This window comes from Kribbella sp. NPDC050470 (assembly GCF_044458365.1).
Taxonomy (GTDB): Bacteria; Actinomycetota; Actinomycetes; order Propionibacteriales; family Kribbellaceae; genus Kribbella.
In genome coordinates this window covers 529,504-543,948 of record NZ_JBITHV010000006.1, presented here as the reverse complement: position 1 = coordinate 543,948, position 14,445 = coordinate 529,504, and the positions used below count along the sequence as shown (strand labels likewise).

16 protein-coding genes are annotated in these 14,445 nt (G+C 70.4%); 6 read left to right on the top strand and 10 right to left on the bottom strand.

Annotated features, from left to right (window positions below):
* Positions 1-21: 21 nt before the first annotated feature.
* From ACIBGM_RS20685 to dut, 4 genes are all read right to left on the bottom strand, one after another.
* Positions 22-840: a DUF3159 domain-containing protein gene (locus ACIBGM_RS20685; protein ID WP_360529138.1), complete on the bottom strand. Its 819-nt coding sequence runs from the start codon at positions 838-840 to the stop codon at positions 22-24.
* Positions 833-1,222: an OB-fold nucleic acid binding domain-containing protein gene (locus tag ACIBGM_RS20680; protein ID WP_360529141.1), complete on the bottom strand. Its 390-nt coding sequence runs from the start codon at positions 1,220-1,222 to the stop codon at positions 833-835. Before ACIBGM_RS20680 ends, ACIBGM_RS20685 begins: the two co-directional genes overlap by 8 nt.
* Before the next feature lie 17 nt (positions 1,223-1,239).
* Complete coding sequence (locus tag ACIBGM_RS20675) at positions 1,240-1,887, bottom strand: DUF3710 domain-containing protein (protein WP_360529144.1); 648 nt, start codon at positions 1,885-1,887, stop codon at positions 1,240-1,242.
* Positions 1,888-1,969: 82 nt separating this feature from the next.
* Positions 1,970-2,422 (bottom strand): dUTP diphosphatase, encoded by a 453-nt coding sequence (gene dut, locus ACIBGM_RS20670; protein WP_396386462.1) that lies wholly within the window; start codon positions 2,420-2,422, stop codon positions 1,970-1,972.
* 53 nt (positions 2,423-2,475) lie between these two features.
* Between dut and ACIBGM_RS20665 the strand changes: the two genes are divergently transcribed.
* The gene (locus tag ACIBGM_RS20665; protein ID WP_396386461.1) at positions 2,476-2,931 is read left to right on the top strand and encodes a DUF3093 domain-containing protein; all 456 of its coding nucleotides are present in this window, start codon (positions 2,476-2,478) and stop codon (positions 2,929-2,931) included.
* A 29-nt stretch (positions 2,932-2,960) separates the two neighbouring features.
* Positions 2,961-3,293, top strand: a complete 333-nt coding sequence (locus tag ACIBGM_RS20660; protein ID WP_360529153.1) for a DUF4235 domain-containing protein — start codon at positions 2,961-2,963, stop codon at positions 3,291-3,293.
* A gap of 123 nt (positions 3,294-3,416) precedes the next feature.
* On the opposite strand, the gene ACIBGM_RS20655 is transcribed toward ACIBGM_RS20660, so the two are convergent.
* From ACIBGM_RS20655 to ACIBGM_RS20645, 3 genes are all read right to left on the bottom strand, one after another.
* On the bottom strand, positions 3,417-3,716 hold the full coding sequence (locus ACIBGM_RS20655) for a DUF4193 domain-containing protein (RefSeq protein WP_130379292.1): 300 nt from the start codon (positions 3,714-3,716) through the stop codon (positions 3,417-3,419).
* Positions 3,717-4,012: 296 nt separating this feature from the next.
* Positions 4,013-4,807: an inositol monophosphatase family protein gene (locus ACIBGM_RS20650; protein ID WP_360529156.1), complete on the bottom strand. Its 795-nt coding sequence runs from the start codon at positions 4,805-4,807 to the stop codon at positions 4,013-4,015.
* A complete protein-coding gene (locus ACIBGM_RS20645) occupies positions 4,804-5,871 on the bottom strand; it encodes a ferrochelatase (protein WP_360529159.1) in 1,068 nt (355 codons plus the stop codon). The genes ACIBGM_RS20650 and ACIBGM_RS20645 overlap by 4 nt, the downstream gene beginning before the upstream one ends.
* A 148-nt stretch (positions 5,872-6,019) precedes the next feature.
* On the opposite strand from ACIBGM_RS20645, the gene ACIBGM_RS20640 reads away from it, so the two are divergent.
* Both ACIBGM_RS20640 and ACIBGM_RS20635 read left to right on the top strand, forming a co-directional pair.
* The gene (locus tag ACIBGM_RS20640) at positions 6,020-7,219 is read left to right on the top strand and encodes an MFS transporter (protein WP_360529162.1); all 1,200 of its coding nucleotides are present in this window, start codon (positions 6,020-6,022) and stop codon (positions 7,217-7,219) included.
* A gap of 39 nt (positions 7,220-7,258) precedes the next feature.
* On the top strand, positions 7,259-7,978 hold the full coding sequence (locus tag ACIBGM_RS20635) for a MerR family transcriptional regulator (protein WP_360529165.1): 720 nt from the start codon (positions 7,259-7,261) through the stop codon (positions 7,976-7,978).
* Here ACIBGM_RS20635 and ACIBGM_RS20630 read toward each other — a convergent pair.
* A complete protein-coding gene (locus ACIBGM_RS20630) occupies positions 7,961-8,566 on the bottom strand; it encodes a trimeric intracellular cation channel family protein (protein ID WP_360529168.1) in 606 nt (201 codons plus the stop codon). The two genes, ACIBGM_RS20635 and ACIBGM_RS20630, sit on opposite strands and share 18 nt — an antisense overlap.
* Before the next feature lie 56 nt (positions 8,567-8,622).
* Between ACIBGM_RS20630 and ACIBGM_RS20625 the strand changes: the two genes are divergently transcribed.
* Together ACIBGM_RS20625 and fdhD are read left to right on the top strand one after the other, a co-directional pair.
* A complete protein-coding gene (locus ACIBGM_RS20625; protein ID WP_360529171.1) occupies positions 8,623-9,615 on the top strand; it encodes a phosphotransferase in 993 nt (330 codons plus the stop codon).
* Between the two features lie 4 nt (positions 9,616-9,619).
* Positions 9,620-10,453, top strand: coding sequence for a formate dehydrogenase accessory sulfurtransferase FdhD (fdhD, locus tag ACIBGM_RS20620; RefSeq protein ID WP_396386460.1), 834 nt, complete (start codon positions 9,620-9,622; stop codon positions 10,451-10,453).
* Here fdhD and ACIBGM_RS20615 read toward each other — a convergent pair.
* Together ACIBGM_RS20615 and ACIBGM_RS20610 are read right to left on the bottom strand one after the other, a co-directional pair.
* On the bottom strand, positions 10,437-13,193 hold the full coding sequence (locus tag ACIBGM_RS20615) for an AAA family ATPase (protein ID WP_396386459.1): 2,757 nt from the start codon (positions 13,191-13,193) through the stop codon (positions 10,437-10,439). The genes fdhD and ACIBGM_RS20615 overlap by 17 nt on opposite strands.
* A complete protein-coding gene (locus tag ACIBGM_RS20610) occupies positions 13,190-14,320 on the bottom strand; it encodes an exonuclease SbcCD subunit D (RefSeq protein WP_396386458.1) in 1,131 nt (376 codons plus the stop codon). The genes ACIBGM_RS20615 and ACIBGM_RS20610 overlap by 4 nt, the downstream gene beginning before the upstream one ends.
* Between the last annotated feature and the right edge of the window lie 125 nt (positions 14,321-14,445).

The following is a 14,445-nucleotide window of genomic DNA, read 5'->3' as shown; positions in this document are numbered from 1 at the left end:
CGGGGATCCCGGGCGCTTCCTTTACTTCTTGTTCCCGCGCAGCAGGTGCGTGACGTGGTCGCGGGCCTCGTCCCACTTGTCCTGCGGCAGCGATCCACGCAGTACGGCGTAGGCGAGCCAGAGCGCGAGCGCGTAGAACGGGAGCCCGAGGCCGATCTTCGCGATGCCGAGCGCGTTCAGGCTGCCGGTGAAGTACAGCGGCACCTGCACGATCAGCCGGATCGCGAACAGGCCGACGAACACCATCGTGGCCCGCGAGAACCCGCGCAGCATGGCCGGGTCCTTGCGCCAGGCGGTGCCGGTCTGGGTGATCACGCCGTACAGGACGCCGAACAGCGGCCAGCGGATCAGCACGGTGATCAGGTAGAGCGCGCCGTACCCGAGGTTGGTGAGCAGGCCGGGGACGTAGAAGTCCTTGGCGTTGCCGGTGCGGTTCGCGACCCAGGCCGAGATCAGCACGCCGACGAAGCCGCCGAACACGTTCCGCAGCGGCTGCCGACGAAGCAGGCGCAGTACGGCGATTGCCGCCGCACCGCCGATCGCCACGATCAGCGCGACCTGCAGGTTGTGGTCGGTGGCCGCGTAGACGACCAGGAACGCGATCCAGGGCAGCCCGATGTCGAGCAGCGCGCCCCAGCCGCCGAGGGCGTGGAAGAAGTCCTTGTCACTCGACGGCGATTTCGCCTTGGTCTCGTCGCTGGTCAGCTCCGCCTCGGCCGCCTCGACCTCCGGACGCAGCATCTCGACGAGCTGCTCGTCGAGATGGTCATCCAGTTGCTTGCGCAGGCCCGACTCGGGCTGCTGGTCGTTATCGACCTGGTCGCGCCGCGGCTCAGCCATGCGCGGCCTGCGGACGCAGCTCGTAGCGCGGGTTGAACATCACCCGGTCGCCGTCCACCACGCCGATCCGCCCGGAGACGATCAGCTCGGACCCCGGGTGGATCCCGGCGATCTTGCGGCGGCCGAGCCAGATCAGCTTGACCGTGCCGGTTCCGTCGTACAACTCGCCCTCCAAGGCTGGGACGCCGCCGCGCGGGCTGAACGTGATCGTGCGCAGCGTGCCGAACAAGGTGACCAGCTCCCGGTCGTGGCAGCCGGTGATCGACCGCGCGCCACAGTCCTGCGCGAAGTCCTGGAGAACCTCGGCGTCATGCTGCTCGCGGTCGCCGGCCAGGCCCCGGAAGGCGCGCCGCAACAGCCCCGCGGGTTTGTCGCTACCCATGCTTCGAGTGTAGTCCGTCAGGCTCCGGCTTCGGGAGCTGGCTGAGCGCCCGGCGGCAGCCGCAACGGCAGCGACTCCCGCACCGCCATCGGCTCGGTGCCGCGGACCACGATGGTGCTACGCAGCGTCTCCTCCATCGGCGGCGCCGCGTCCGGCTCGACAGCGGCCCGGCCGAGCACCGTGGCCCGGAGCAGCCAGCGCGGGCCGTCCACACCGATCACCCGCGAGGTCTGGCTGAAGATCTGGCCGTCCGGGTCCTCGACCGGCACGACCAGCACCAGCTCGGTGCCGAACGGGCCCTCGGTCTCGGTCGCCGTCCCGCCCATCCGGCTCGCCTCGGCGGCGATCTCGCGCCGTACCTCGGTCCAGATGCCGCTGGTCTTCGGCGCCGCGAACGCGCGCAGCTCGAGAGCCGAGTCCTCCAGCACCAGCAGGATCGCCTGCACCTGGCCGGACTGCTCGTCGACCTGCAGCCGCAGCTCCATGCCGGGCTGACCGCTGATCACGAGGGCGCCGAGGTCGATCCGGTCCTCGGCCTCCAGGACCTCCGCGTCGACCTCGGAGGAGTCGAACGGGCCCTCCGCGCGGGGTTCCGGCGCCGTCTCCTCGACCGCCTCCTCGGCGGTGCCGGGCTCCTCGTTCTTTGCCTTGCGGCGGAAGATCACAGCTTTTTGCCTACTTCCTGGTTCTTGAGTTCGTACAGCCGCCGTAGTCTCGCGCATCCGTCAGGTCAACGGAGGCACCTGATCAGCGTGTCACACCACCGAAACCACCGGTCGAGCCGTACCCCCCGTCGCCACGGGCCGACCCGGGCAGCGTGGCGACCTCGACGAAGCGGGCCTTCTCCACCCGCTGGATCACCAGCTGGGCGATCCGGTCGCCGCGCCGCAGGGTGACCTCGGCGTGCGGGTCGAGGTTGACCAGGCAGACCTTGATCTCGCCCCGGTAGCCGGCGTCCACGGTGCCGGGAGCGTTGACGATCGAGAGGCCGTGCTTGGCGGCCAGTCCGGAGCGCGGGTGCACGAAGGCGGCGAAACCGTCCTGCAGCGCGATCGCGATCCCGGTGCCGACCAGGCCGCGCTCACCGGGCTTCAGAGTGATGTCGCTCGCCGCCACCAGGTCCGCGCCGGCGTCGCCGGGATGCGCGTACGACGGGAGCGGCAGGTCGGGGTCGAGTCGCTGGATCAAAACCTCGGTCACGGGAGGCGACCCTACCGACACTGTCGCGCCGGCCACGTGCCAGGCTGGTCCTCGTGGGTAGCTATCGCGAACGCCTGAGCGTGCCGGTGTCCTGGTGGATCATCGCCACCGCGTTGGTCGTCACGCTGTTCGTCATCACCTACGTGCCGGTCGGGCGCTTCGGCGGCGCCTTCGTCGGCGGCCTGTCCGCGCTCCTGCTGGTCCTCTTCTTCCTGCAGTACGGCGCTGCCGTGGTCGAGGTGGACGATGAGCGGCTCCGGGCCGGCCGGGCCGTGATCGACCGGGTCCACCTCGGCAAGGTCGAGGCGCTGACCGGGGACGACGCCCGGCACGCGTTCGGGCGGGACTGCGACCCGAAGGCCTACCTGCTGCTGCGCAGCTACGTGCGGGGCGCGGTCCGGGTCGAGATCACCGATCCGCGCGACCCGGCGCCGTACTGGGTGATCGCCACGCGGCACCCGGACCGGTTGGCAGCAGCCCTGACGGGGCACAGCGTGGCAAGATCCTGATGTCGGGGACTTGCCGTTAGGAGGCTGTTGTGGTCGGAGCGAAGATCGGCTGGAAGCTGGTGCTGGCCGCGTTCACGCTGGTCGTGGGCCTGGTCGCGAACAAGGCGGTCAGTACGGCCTGGAAGCTCGGCTCGGGCGGGAAGCCGCCGAAGGGCGGCCAGGGCGGCTACGCAGAGGTGGTGACGTGGGCGGTCGCGAGCGGAGCCGCGGCGGCCGCCGCCAAACTGTTCGCCGAGCGCCGCGCCGCGGCGTACTGGCTGAAGTCCACCGGGTACGCACCCCCAGGCTACGAACAAGACGCCGTCAACGGCGTCCTCGTCAAGGCAACAGACACAGCCTTGACCAAGAAACAAGAAGACTGATAACCCACCTCGCTCCGCTCGGCGGGGCGACGGTGGGTTGTGTGGTTTCTGCGCAGCGAGCGGGGCCTCCCCATGGGCTGGGGTGGTCCCGCTCGTTGGCTGAGGCGAAGTAGGGCGCTGGTGTCAGGCTGCGCAGTCGCGGCAGATCAGTTGCCCGTTCTTCGTCTCTGCGAGCTGGCTACGGTGGTGAACCAGGAAGCAGCTCGAACAGGTGAACTCGTCGGCCTGGCGCGGGAGCACCCGCACCGCAAGCTCTTCGTGGCTCAGGTCGGCGCCGGGCAGCTCGAAGCTCTCGGCGGCCTCGGCCTCGTCCTCGTCGACCTTGCCGGAGTTCTTGTCGTGACGGCGAGTCTTCAGCTCCTCGATCGACTCTTCGGAAGCATCCTCGTCCGTCTTGCGCGGGGCGTCGTAGTCAGTCGCCATGGTGTTTCCCTGCCCTCTTCGTACCCGTGGTGTTGCCTGCTGAGCCCTTGAACGGGTAGAGCGGCCGAGAAATTCCGCGCCGGGACCGCACGCTGAATCTTTCGTCCCCCGAAACCCTTGACAGCCAGGCCGGGACCGGCAAGTACCGTTCCCGAGGACGGGATTGTGCCCTATGAAGGGCCCTACGCGCGCGTCAGGGTCCACCTTCCGGCCAGCGTGTCGCAACAAATGTCAGGACCGAACACGAAAATGCTCGTTAATGCTCAGTACGCGCACTAACGAGCACCCAGCGGCGTCTAGGCCCGCAACGGGTCCGTCGCGGCCAGCAGCTCGTGGAACGGCTCGAACAGCGCCGGACTGGCCGCGATCGACATCTCCGGCGACACCGCGGCCCCGTTCAGCCCGCCGACGGCCGCGCCGGCCTCGGCCGCGATCAGCGCACCCGCTCCGTAGTCCCACGGATTCAGTCCGCGTTCGAAGACCGCGTCCAGCCGGCCGCAGGCGACGTAGCAGAGGTCGAGCGCGCCGACCCCGATCCGCCGGATGTCGCGCACCTTGGTGATCAGCTGCTGGATCACCTCGGCCTGCACCTGCCGCCGCTCCGGGTCGTACCCGAACCCGGTGCCGACCAGCGCCGTGCTCAGGTCCGTGCACCCCGACACCTGGATCGGCTTCCCGTCCAGGAACGCGCCGCCGCCCAGGGTCGCCGTGAACACCTCCCCCTTGGGCGCGTCGACGACCACGCCGGCGACGGTCCGGCCGTCGTACTCCACCGCGATCGAGACGGCGTACGTCGGGATGTCGTACAGGTAGTTCACGGTGCCGTCGATCGGGTCGACGACCCATCGGACACCGCTGGTACCGACCACGTCGTCACCCTCCTCGCCGAGGAACGAGTCGTCCGGGCGAGCCTGCAGGATCCGGGCCCGGATCAGCTCCTCGGACTCCCGGTCGACCGCGGTGACCACGTCGGTGACGGTGCTCTTGGTGTCGGCGACCGTGATCGTGCCGCGGCGGCGTTCGACGATCAGCCTCGCTGCCTCCTCCGCCACCTCCACGGCCAACTTGAGCAGGTCCTGGGGGTCGGTCATACGGCTTCCTTAGGGGTAGGACGGCGAAGCGGTGGGCAGCAGTCGTGGCGGCAGTCGTCCCAGGCCGGGCCGAGCTTGCCGACGCACGGCCGGGCCGGCTGCTCGCCGCGCTCGGCCGCGGCCCGCTCGACGACGAGGTCGCGCAGCATGGTGACGAACGGCTTGTCGGTGCCGGGCGTCGCGGCCCGGGCCATCGGCAGCCGCAGCTTCTCGGCGGTCTGGGCGGCCTCGGTGTCGAGGTCGTAGATGACCTCCATGTGGTCGCTGACGAACCCGATCGGCACAACGGCCACACCCGGTACGCCGTCCGCCGCGAGCGCCTCGAGGTGGTCGTTCACGTCCGGCTCGAGCCACGGCACCTGCGGCGGTCCGGAGCGCGAGCAGTAGACCAGGTCGGTCCGCCGGGTCTGGCCGGTACGGCGCTCGATCTCGGCGGTGATCTCCGCGGCGACGTCCAGGTGCCAGTCGAGATACCCGTTGCCGTCCGGTCCGCTGGTGGCATTCATCGCGTTCGGAATGGAGTGCGTCACATACGCGATCGCCGAGCCGTCGGGCAGCTCGCTGAGCGCCTTCGCGGTCGATTCGACGAACGAGCCGACGAAGCCGGGATGGTTCGCGTAGTGCCGGAGCTTGTCGATCCGGGGCGCGTCCGGGACCTGCTGGGCGGCGTCCTCGAGGTTCTCGCGGTACTGCCGGCAGCCCGAGTACGACGGGTAGGCGGCGGTCACGATCACCACGGCCCGGCGGATGCCGTCGGCGGCCATCTGGCGCATCGTGTCGGTCAGGTACGGCGCCCAGTTGCGGTTGCCCCAGTAGATCGGCAGGTCCAGGCCGACCTCGTCGAACGACTCCCGCAGCGCGTGGAGGAGGGCCCGGTTCTGGTCGTTGATCGGGCTCTTCCCGCCGAACGAGTAGTAGTGCTCGCCGACCTCCTTCAGCCGCTCGTCCGGGATCCCCCGGCCCCGGGTCACGTTCTGCAGGAACGGCAGCACGTCGTCCGGCTTCTCCGGGCCCCCGAAGGACAGCAACAGCACCGCGTCGTACGGCGAAGCATCGACAGGCATACCCCAAGTTTCGCAGCCGGGGTGTGAGGGCGGACCGCCAGGCCATCACAATCGCCCCGGCGCGGCCGGGTTGAGCGCGGGCCGGTGCGTGCGCCGGGAATTGGGATGGCCTGGCGGTCCGCACCCGTTAGGGTGTTCCCGGTCCCCCATGCTCAAGCCTTACGTCCACCTCATGCGCCGTCCCGGCGCCAGCGCGTTCTTCGCCGCCGGGATCCTCGGGCGTATGCCGATCTCGATGATCGGGCTCGGCATCGTCATCCTGATCGCGCAGGAGAGCGGTTCGTACGGCCTGGCCGGCGCGGTGTCCGGTGTCGCCGTGATCGCGGGCGCGCTGACCGGCCCGATCCAGGGCCGCATGGTGGACCGGTTCGGGCAGCGCCTGCTGCTGATCATCGGCTCGGTGGTCTGCACGATCGCGCTGGCCGCGCTGCTGGTCGCCGTCCGTGCCGACGCCGCTACCTGGGTGCTGTACGTGCTGTCGTTCGTTGCCGGTGGCACCCGTCCGCAGGTCGGGTCGTTCGTCCGCGCGCGCTGGACGCATCTGCTCGGCCGGGGTCGGGCGTTGCAGACCGCGTTCGCGCTCGAAGCGGTCGGTGACGAGGTCGTCTTCATCGTCGGCCCGGTGCTGGTCACACTGCTCGCGACCCAGGTCAGCCCGTACGCCGCTCTGTCCGCAGCTGGAGTGCTTGGACTCGCCGGCGGCATCTGGCTGGCGCTGCTGCGGGCGTCCGATCCGCCGGGTCGTGGCAAGTCCGATGGGACCGAGCAGGCACCACTCCCCTGGGTGTCGATCATGCTGCTCAGCCTGATCGGGCTCGGTCTCGGCGCGACTCTCGGTGGCACGGAGGTCATCACAGTCGCGTTCACCACCGAGCGAGGCCAGGCGGGCATGTCCGGCGTCGTACTGGCCGTCTGGGCGTTCGGGAGCTTGCTGGCCGGTCTCTGGTACGGCTCGGTGCATTGGCGCGCACCGGTCGAGCGGCGGCTGCTGATCGGCACGATCCTGCTCGCGATCACGCTCGCTCCACTCCCCTGGGTCAACAGCGTGTGGCAGCTCGGCGTGGTGCTGTTCGGCTGCGGTATGACGATCGCGCCGACGATGGTCGCGGTCACTGCCTGCGTCGAGGAGTGGGTCCCGCCGCAGCGCCTGACCGAGGCGATCACCTGGACCGTCACCGGCATCCTGCTTGGCGTCGCCCCCGGCAACGCCGCCGCCGGCCATGCGGTCGACCTGTGGGGCGCGTCCACCGCCTACTGGGTCCCGTTCGCCATCGGCATCGCCTGTGCCCTCGTCGCCGCCGTGTCGATCACCTTCGCACGGCCGAAGACGAGGTTCGCGCACAACTAGACTTGTATCTCCTCCGAGGGGAGATGTGAGGGTCGTCCTGTGGATTACTCGATCGGTGAGTTGGCGCGGCGGGCCGGGGTCTCGGTGAAGACAGTTCGCTACTACTCGGACCAGGGCCTCCTGACGGCTCGCCGTACGGCCGCCGGCCATCGCCGGTACGACGGCAGCGCGCCGGCCCGCCTCGAGTTGATCCGGACGTTGCGTGCCCTGGGCATCGATCTGGCGACGGTCCGTGCCGTGCTGGACCAGGAGCGCACGCTCGCCGACGTACTCACCGCACACGCCGACGCGGTCGCCGTACAGATCCGGACGCTGCAGCTGCAGCACGCGGTGCTGTCGGTCGTCGCTCGCCGGCACTCGACCCCGGAGGACCTCGAACTCATGCATGAACTGACCACCCAGTCCGAGCAGCAGCGCCACGCCCTGATCGCGGACTTCCTGACCTCGACGCTCGGCGACGACCCCGGCCTCGCCGCGGTCCGGCAGAACCTCACGCCGGTGCTCTCGGAGGACGCCGACGCTGACCAGGTCGAGGCGTGGCTGGAGCTGGCGGCGCTGGTCCAGGATGACGCCTTCCGATCATCGGTACGGCGGATGGCCGTCGGCTACCGCGCGCTAGGCGACGACTGGCGTGATCCCGAGTTCCGCGGGCGGCTGATCGAGCTCCGTCGTACCGAGGCTGATCCGCGGTGGGACCGGTACCTCGAGCTGCTCGCCGTGGTCAACGGGTGGGCGCCGCCGTCACGAGTGGCGGGGTAGCGGCGCGTTCCAGCCGCGGAGGATCGCGAGCAGGCGGATGCCGAAACAGGTCAGCGCGGCCACGATCGGCACCCACAGAACGTGGTAGTCGAGAGCCGCGGCGATCACCACGATGCCCGCGCCGAGGAACGCCGGTGTGGCATAGATCTCGGAGCGCAGTACGACGGGGACGCGGCCGCTGAGCAGGTCGCGGATCACACCGCCGCCGATGCCGGAGATGGTGCCGAGCAGGGCGGCCGACAGCGGCGACAGGCCGGCCTCGATCGCCTTCCGGGCGCCGATCACGCAGAACAGCGCGAGGCCGGCCGCGTCGAAGATGTTCACCAGCCGCTCGACCCGGCCGATCCCGGGGTGCAGGAAGAACGTGACCAGCCCGGCCACGACCGGGACGACGAGGTAGCGCCAGTCCTGCAGCGCGGCCGGCGGGGTGGCGCCGATCAGCACGTCCCGGAGGAAGCCGCCGCCGAGCCCGGTGACGAGCGCGAGCACCAGGATGCCGAACACGTCCAGCTGCTTGCGTACGCCGACCAGCGCGCCGGTGATGCCGAACACGAAGATCCCGATCAGGTCGAGCACCTGCAGAGTCATGCTCCGCACGCTAATCCACAGGCGCCGGCTCCCTTGCCGCTCTATCGTCTGTGGACATGACCGGAGCGCCCGACGTCGACTACACCGCAACCTCGCTGCGACCTGATTGGCCTGCACTCCCGCTCGCCCTCCGCGAGAGCCTGACCGTTGCCCTGGGCAGCGAGGTTGTTGGGGCCGGCCCATCCGTGAGCTCAGGCTTCACTGGCGGCTTCGCGGCCCCGGTCCGCCTGGCCGACGGCCGCCGGGTCTTCGTGAAGGCCTCCGACGACACCCTCCACTCCTACCGCGCCTACCAACGCGAAGCCAAGGTCGTCCCGCAACTGCCGCCGGAGATCCGGGTGCCGGCCATCCTCGCGACCGCCCACACGACAGCAGCTGGACAGAAGTGGTTTGCGGTGGTTTCGGAGTGGGTCGACGGGCGGATGCCGGGGACTCCCTGGAGCATCGCGGACTTCGACGCTGTGACTGCGACGTGTGAGGCGATCGCGGAAGTGATGGAGCCGAGTCCGCTCGAAGGTTTGCGGAGTTTCCTGGTGGACTTGGAAGAGAGCGGCTCGCCGTTGCTGACGCCGGCTCGGATTCTGGATGGCGAGGCGCCGTTGCCGACGGGCCTGCAGCCGTGGGTGCCGAAGGTGCTGCCCGAGTTGGTCGAGCTGGTGCAGCTGGCGCCGGAGGCCTTCGCCGGCGAGACTGCGACGCACAGCGACCTGCGGCCGGACAACCTGCTGATCGACGGCGACGGCACCTGCTGGACGGTCGACTGGAACTGGCTGGCGCTGGGCCCGCGGTGGATGGACTGGGTCGGCCTGCTCCCGGTCGCGCAGCACCACGGGGTCGACACGGCCGCCGCGATCCGGAGCAGCCCGCTCACGGCCGACGTACCAGCTGAGTACCTCGACTGCTTCATCGCGGCCGTCGCGGCGTACATGATGACGAGGGCGGACGAACCGCCACCGTTCGGCTGCACTCCGGCACTGCGCGAGCACCAGCGGTTCTACGCCTGGACATTCCTCGACTGGCTCGCCGTACGACGGGAGTGGCTACGGTGAGGGTATGACGAAACGTCCGACCACCAGGTTCAAGGTCGAGGTGCTGGACGGCGACCGGACGTCCCGGCGGGAGGACGTCGTCGTCACCGAAGAGCCGCTCGAGCTCCGGCTGGAATGGCCCGGGCACCCGCCCGAGCCGCTGATGGTGACGATGCGGACGCCGGGCTCGGACTTCGAGCTCGCGGCCGGGTTCTGCCTCGGCGAGGGGTTCGCGGTCCGCCCGGACGCGATCAAGACCGTTGCCTACTGCACCGATCAGCAACTGACGCCGGACCAGCAGTTCAACACGGTCACCGTCACGTTCGACGGCCCGCCCGACCGGGAGCCACCCCAGCGGTACGGCGTGACGTCGGCAGCCTGCGGTGTCTGCGGCCAGCAGAGCCTGGACGAGTTGGCCGAGCGCGACTACGCCCCAGTCGACCCGGTCGAGGCGGATATCGACGTCGTACGGCGGCTGCCCGACCTCCTGCGCGAGGGCCAGCCGATGTTCTCCCGGACCGGCGGGCTGCACGCCGCCGGCCTGTTCACCACCGACGGCCGGCAGGTCGTGGTGAAGGAGGACGTCGGCCGCCACAACGCCGTCGACAAGGTTGTCGGCTGGACCGTCCTCAACAGCCACAGCCGCCAGGGCCTGATCCTCGCGGTCAGCGGCCGCGCCGGCTACGAGATCGTCCAGAAGGCGGTCGCCGCCGGGATCGGGATGATCGTGGCCGTCGGCGCACCGTCCAGCCTGGCCGTCGACCTCGCCCGCCGCTTCAACGTGACGGTGGCCGGCTTCACCCGCGGCGACCGCTGCGTCGTCTACAGCGCGCCGGAACGGATCAAGCGTCCAGCTTGATGAAGGTCGCCCGGGGGACGTACTCGTAGCGGTCCGGCATGCAGGTCAGGATGATGATCTGCCCGTGGTCGCCGGCCCGGCCGAGCAGCGCGCCCATGTCGCGGAGCCGGGCCTTGTCCGACCAGCCGAGCGCGTCGTCGAAGATCACCGGCACGCTTCCCTCGCCGGTGCTGACGAGGTGGCTGATCGCCAGCCGGGTGATGATCGCCAACTGCTCCTGAGCACCAGTCGAGAGCGCCTCGACCGGCAGCCGCGTGCCGTCCAGCTCGCGCTCCGACACGGCGAGGTCGTCGTCCAGCCAGACCCGGAACGACGGCCCGTACACACTCCGCCCGAGCGACTCGATCCGGCTCTGCAACGGCTCGGAGTACTTCGTCTGCGCCTCGGCTCGATGCCGGCTCAACGTCTCGTGCACCCGGCGAGCCGCCTCGGCTCGCCGCCGCAGGCTCTCGTGCTCGGCCCGCACGGCGGCCAGCTCCAACTCGGCCACATCGCGCCGCGTTGCCAGCCCGTCCCGACCCGACTGCTCCAGCCGGCCCTCCGTCGTACGCAACGCATCGCGCAGCGTGTCCCGCTCCCCCTGCAACCGCTCAGCGACAGACAACGCGTCCGCCAGCTCACCGGCGACTTCGTCGGCCCCGGCCGCGTCGGCCTGCTCCTGTACGGCGGTCAGCTCCTCGAGCACCGCCTCGACCTCAGCAGTCGCCTCGGTCTCAGCCAAGGCCACGGCGTCGTCATCGAGGACACCCCGAGCCGACTCCAACGCGTCCACCGCCGCGGCCAGTCGCTCGGCCGCGATCTCCGACCGGGCCCGCGCGTTCTGTGCCTCGGACCGATCCTCGTCCGCCGCCTTCCGGGCCTGCGCCGCCGCGAACTCCGCGTCGCCCAGCAACCGCTCCGCCTCGGCCAGCCCGGCCCGGGCCTCCTCGAGGAAGGCCTGCGCACCGGCCAGATCGCCAGGCTCGGCGGCCGGCGGCTCGAAACCCTCGAACAACGTGTCGAGTGGCGAGGCGAACTCCTCGAACAGCGACATCTGTCCCGGGACGCCCTCGACCGCAGCCTGCTTGTCCGCGGCCTCCTCGGGTTCGTCCGTCCCGAGCCGCGCGGTCAGCACCGCGATCCGCTCCCCCGGATCGCCGCCGGCGGTCAACGATCGCTCGGTCCGCCGCGCCTCGTTCAGCTCGGCCGCGGCCGTGTCCGCCTTCCGCAACAGCTCCCGCGCGGCGGCGACGTCCTTCACCCCGGCCTTCTTCAGGAGGTCCTTCTCGCGCCGGACCGCCTCGTCCACGCGCGACCGCAGCGTCGCCGCTTCGCCACCGGCCCGGACGGTCACCTCGACCTGCCCCGGTACGCCGACCACCAGCTCACCCGAGACGAGCACCTCGGCCGACTCGTCGAAGCCCAACTCGGACGGCAGCGCGCCGGCGGTCACGTCCAGTCCGGTCCCCGACAACTCGACCGGCTCGGCGCCAAGTCGCCGTACCGAGACTTCCGGGACGCCGGCGGCGAGCGCGGCGCGGGCCTCGACGACCGCGGCGTGCGCGTCCTCGAGCGCGGCGACCTTCGCGTCGTCGACCTTGATCCGGTCCAGGATCGTCCCGGCCGCGGCGATCCGGGCCCGTACGTCGACGAGCTCGGCCTCCTGCCCGAGCAGCCGGTCCAGCTCCGCGCGATCCATCAACTCCGCGACCCGCCGCTCGGCCTCCTGGACGTCGGTACGGCGGGCGTCCTTGAGCTCGACCACCTCGGCCAGCGCCGCCTCGGCCGCGTGCACGGTCTCGGCCGCGGTCCTGGCGACCGTCTCGGCATCGGTACGGCGTTCGGTCAGCTCGGAGTCGGCCTTGGTGAACCGCTCGACCTCGTCGAGCAGCCGCTCCCGCTCGACCCTGGTCCGGGTGTGGTTCTCCAACCGCGCCCGGGCCGTCTCGGCGCGCGCCCGCACCGAGTCGCGACGGAGCAGGATCTCATCGGTCGCCTTCTTGCGTTCGCGCAACTCCTCGACCGACGTGAGGTGATCGGTACGGCGAGCCGTCACGTCCTCGAGGTCGAGAGCGAGCCGTTCGGCCCGGCGAATGTCCTGCAGGACCTCTTCCATCGCCTTCAACGCCTGCGCCGCGGTCAGCTCGGCAGCGGCCACGGCCTTCTCGGACCGCGCGAGGTCGCCGGTCGGCCGGCCGCGCGGCGTCCAGTAGCGCAGGTACTCGTGCTCGACCGCCGAGACCAGAGGCATCGACGCACCGTCGATCGGCGTCCCGGACTCCGCGGTCACCGCGGTGATCAACGGCTCCGCATCGGCCGGCGTCGGCAGCACCAGCGACTGCCCCTGGCTGACCATCAACGTCTGCCACAGGACCGGGTCGACATGCTCGTGGAACAGCCGCTCGGCCTCGTTGTGCGCCTCGCGCCCGGTCCATGAGGTACGGCGGCCATCGCTGTCGACGATCGTGAGCTCGGTGGCGCGGTTCTTCAGCCAGCGCTTGGTGTAGGTCAGCTCGCGCCCGCCCAGCGTGAGCTCGGCCGTCACCTCCGGGCCGACGTCCTGGCCGACCGGCTGGATGTCGCGGATCCGGGTCGACTTCGAGTCGTCGGGGAGGTCGAAGATCAGCGCGAACGCCTCGACCAGGCTGGACTTGCCGACCTCGTTGTCGCCGACCACGACGGTGGTGCCGAGCGCGGGCAGCCGAACGGTACGGTCCTTGACGCCGCGGAAGTCCCGCAGCGTCAGAGCGTGCAGCCTCATCCCGCGTCCCGGGCCAGGCGGTGCATCAGCGACAGCGCCGCACCGGCGCTCTCGTCACCGGCGGCCAGCGCCTGCCGGAGCTCTTCCATCGCGGCCCGCGCCGGTCCGCTCAACTGCAACACGTCCAGGTCGGCCGCGTCCGGCGCCGGCCGGACGGTCCAGAACTTCGCCCACCGCTCCACGCTGGCGAACACCTCGCCCTGCGCGTCGATGAGCATGTCGAGCCGGCTGTGCAAGGGCAGCGGCAGCGACCCGTCACCGGCGAGCCGCACGTAGGTGCGCTCCTTGTCCGGAAGCTCGGCGAACCAGTCCTCGAGCGCGTCCAGCGACTCCTCGTCGAACAGCTCGACCCGGTGGTCGACCATGTGCCACGCACCGACGCGAACCGGCTCGACATCGATCGCACCCTTGCCGATCGTCACCTTGAGCACGTTGCCCGGATCGGTCTCCTCCGGAGTCGTCACTTCCTGCGTCCCGGAGAACCAGATCCGGTCGGTCACCTGGGTCGTGGAGTGCCGGTCGCCCAGACCGACGTACTGCACCCGGCCGTCCGCGACGGCCGCTTCGAGGGCCGCCTGGTCGATGGTCGGTACGTCGGACATGCCGCCGCTGAGACTGGTCAGCTGGCCGTGCGCGAGGAGGATCCGCGCCGTCCCGGCCGGAGTGGGCTTCAGGTCGCCGTACCCGGGAACTGCCGGGTCCGACAGCGGGCGGCGGGAACGCCAAGGCGCGCCGACGATTTCGACACCGGGCAGGATCTCCAGCGGCTTGGTGTCGGTCAGGACCGTCACGTGCTCGGGCGCGTGCGCCTGCCACTGTGCCGACGTCCACAGCGAGCCCGGCTCGAGGGCGTCGTGGTTGCCGGGCAGCAGGACGACCGGGACCGGGATCCGCTTGAGCGCCTCACAGGCTCGCAGGATGGTCTGCCGCTCGACCTGGTTGTGCTCGAAAACGTCGCCTGTCACGACCACGAAGGCCGCCCCGGTACTGGTTGCGACGTCACCGATCCGCGCGACAGCATCCAGCCGGGCCTGACCCCACCGGGCCTGACCGTCCGGCCCCAGGAACCGGCGCATCATCCCCAGCTGCCAGTCCGAGCTGTGCAGAAACGTGATCGACTCTTCCATCGCGCTGAGAACGCTAACCCGACCCACCGACAACCACCCAACCCAACACACCCCAACCCTCACACCGCCCACACTCCGGACGCTCCGACCGACCTTGAGAAGCCACCAACCACTTTCGCGGGCCC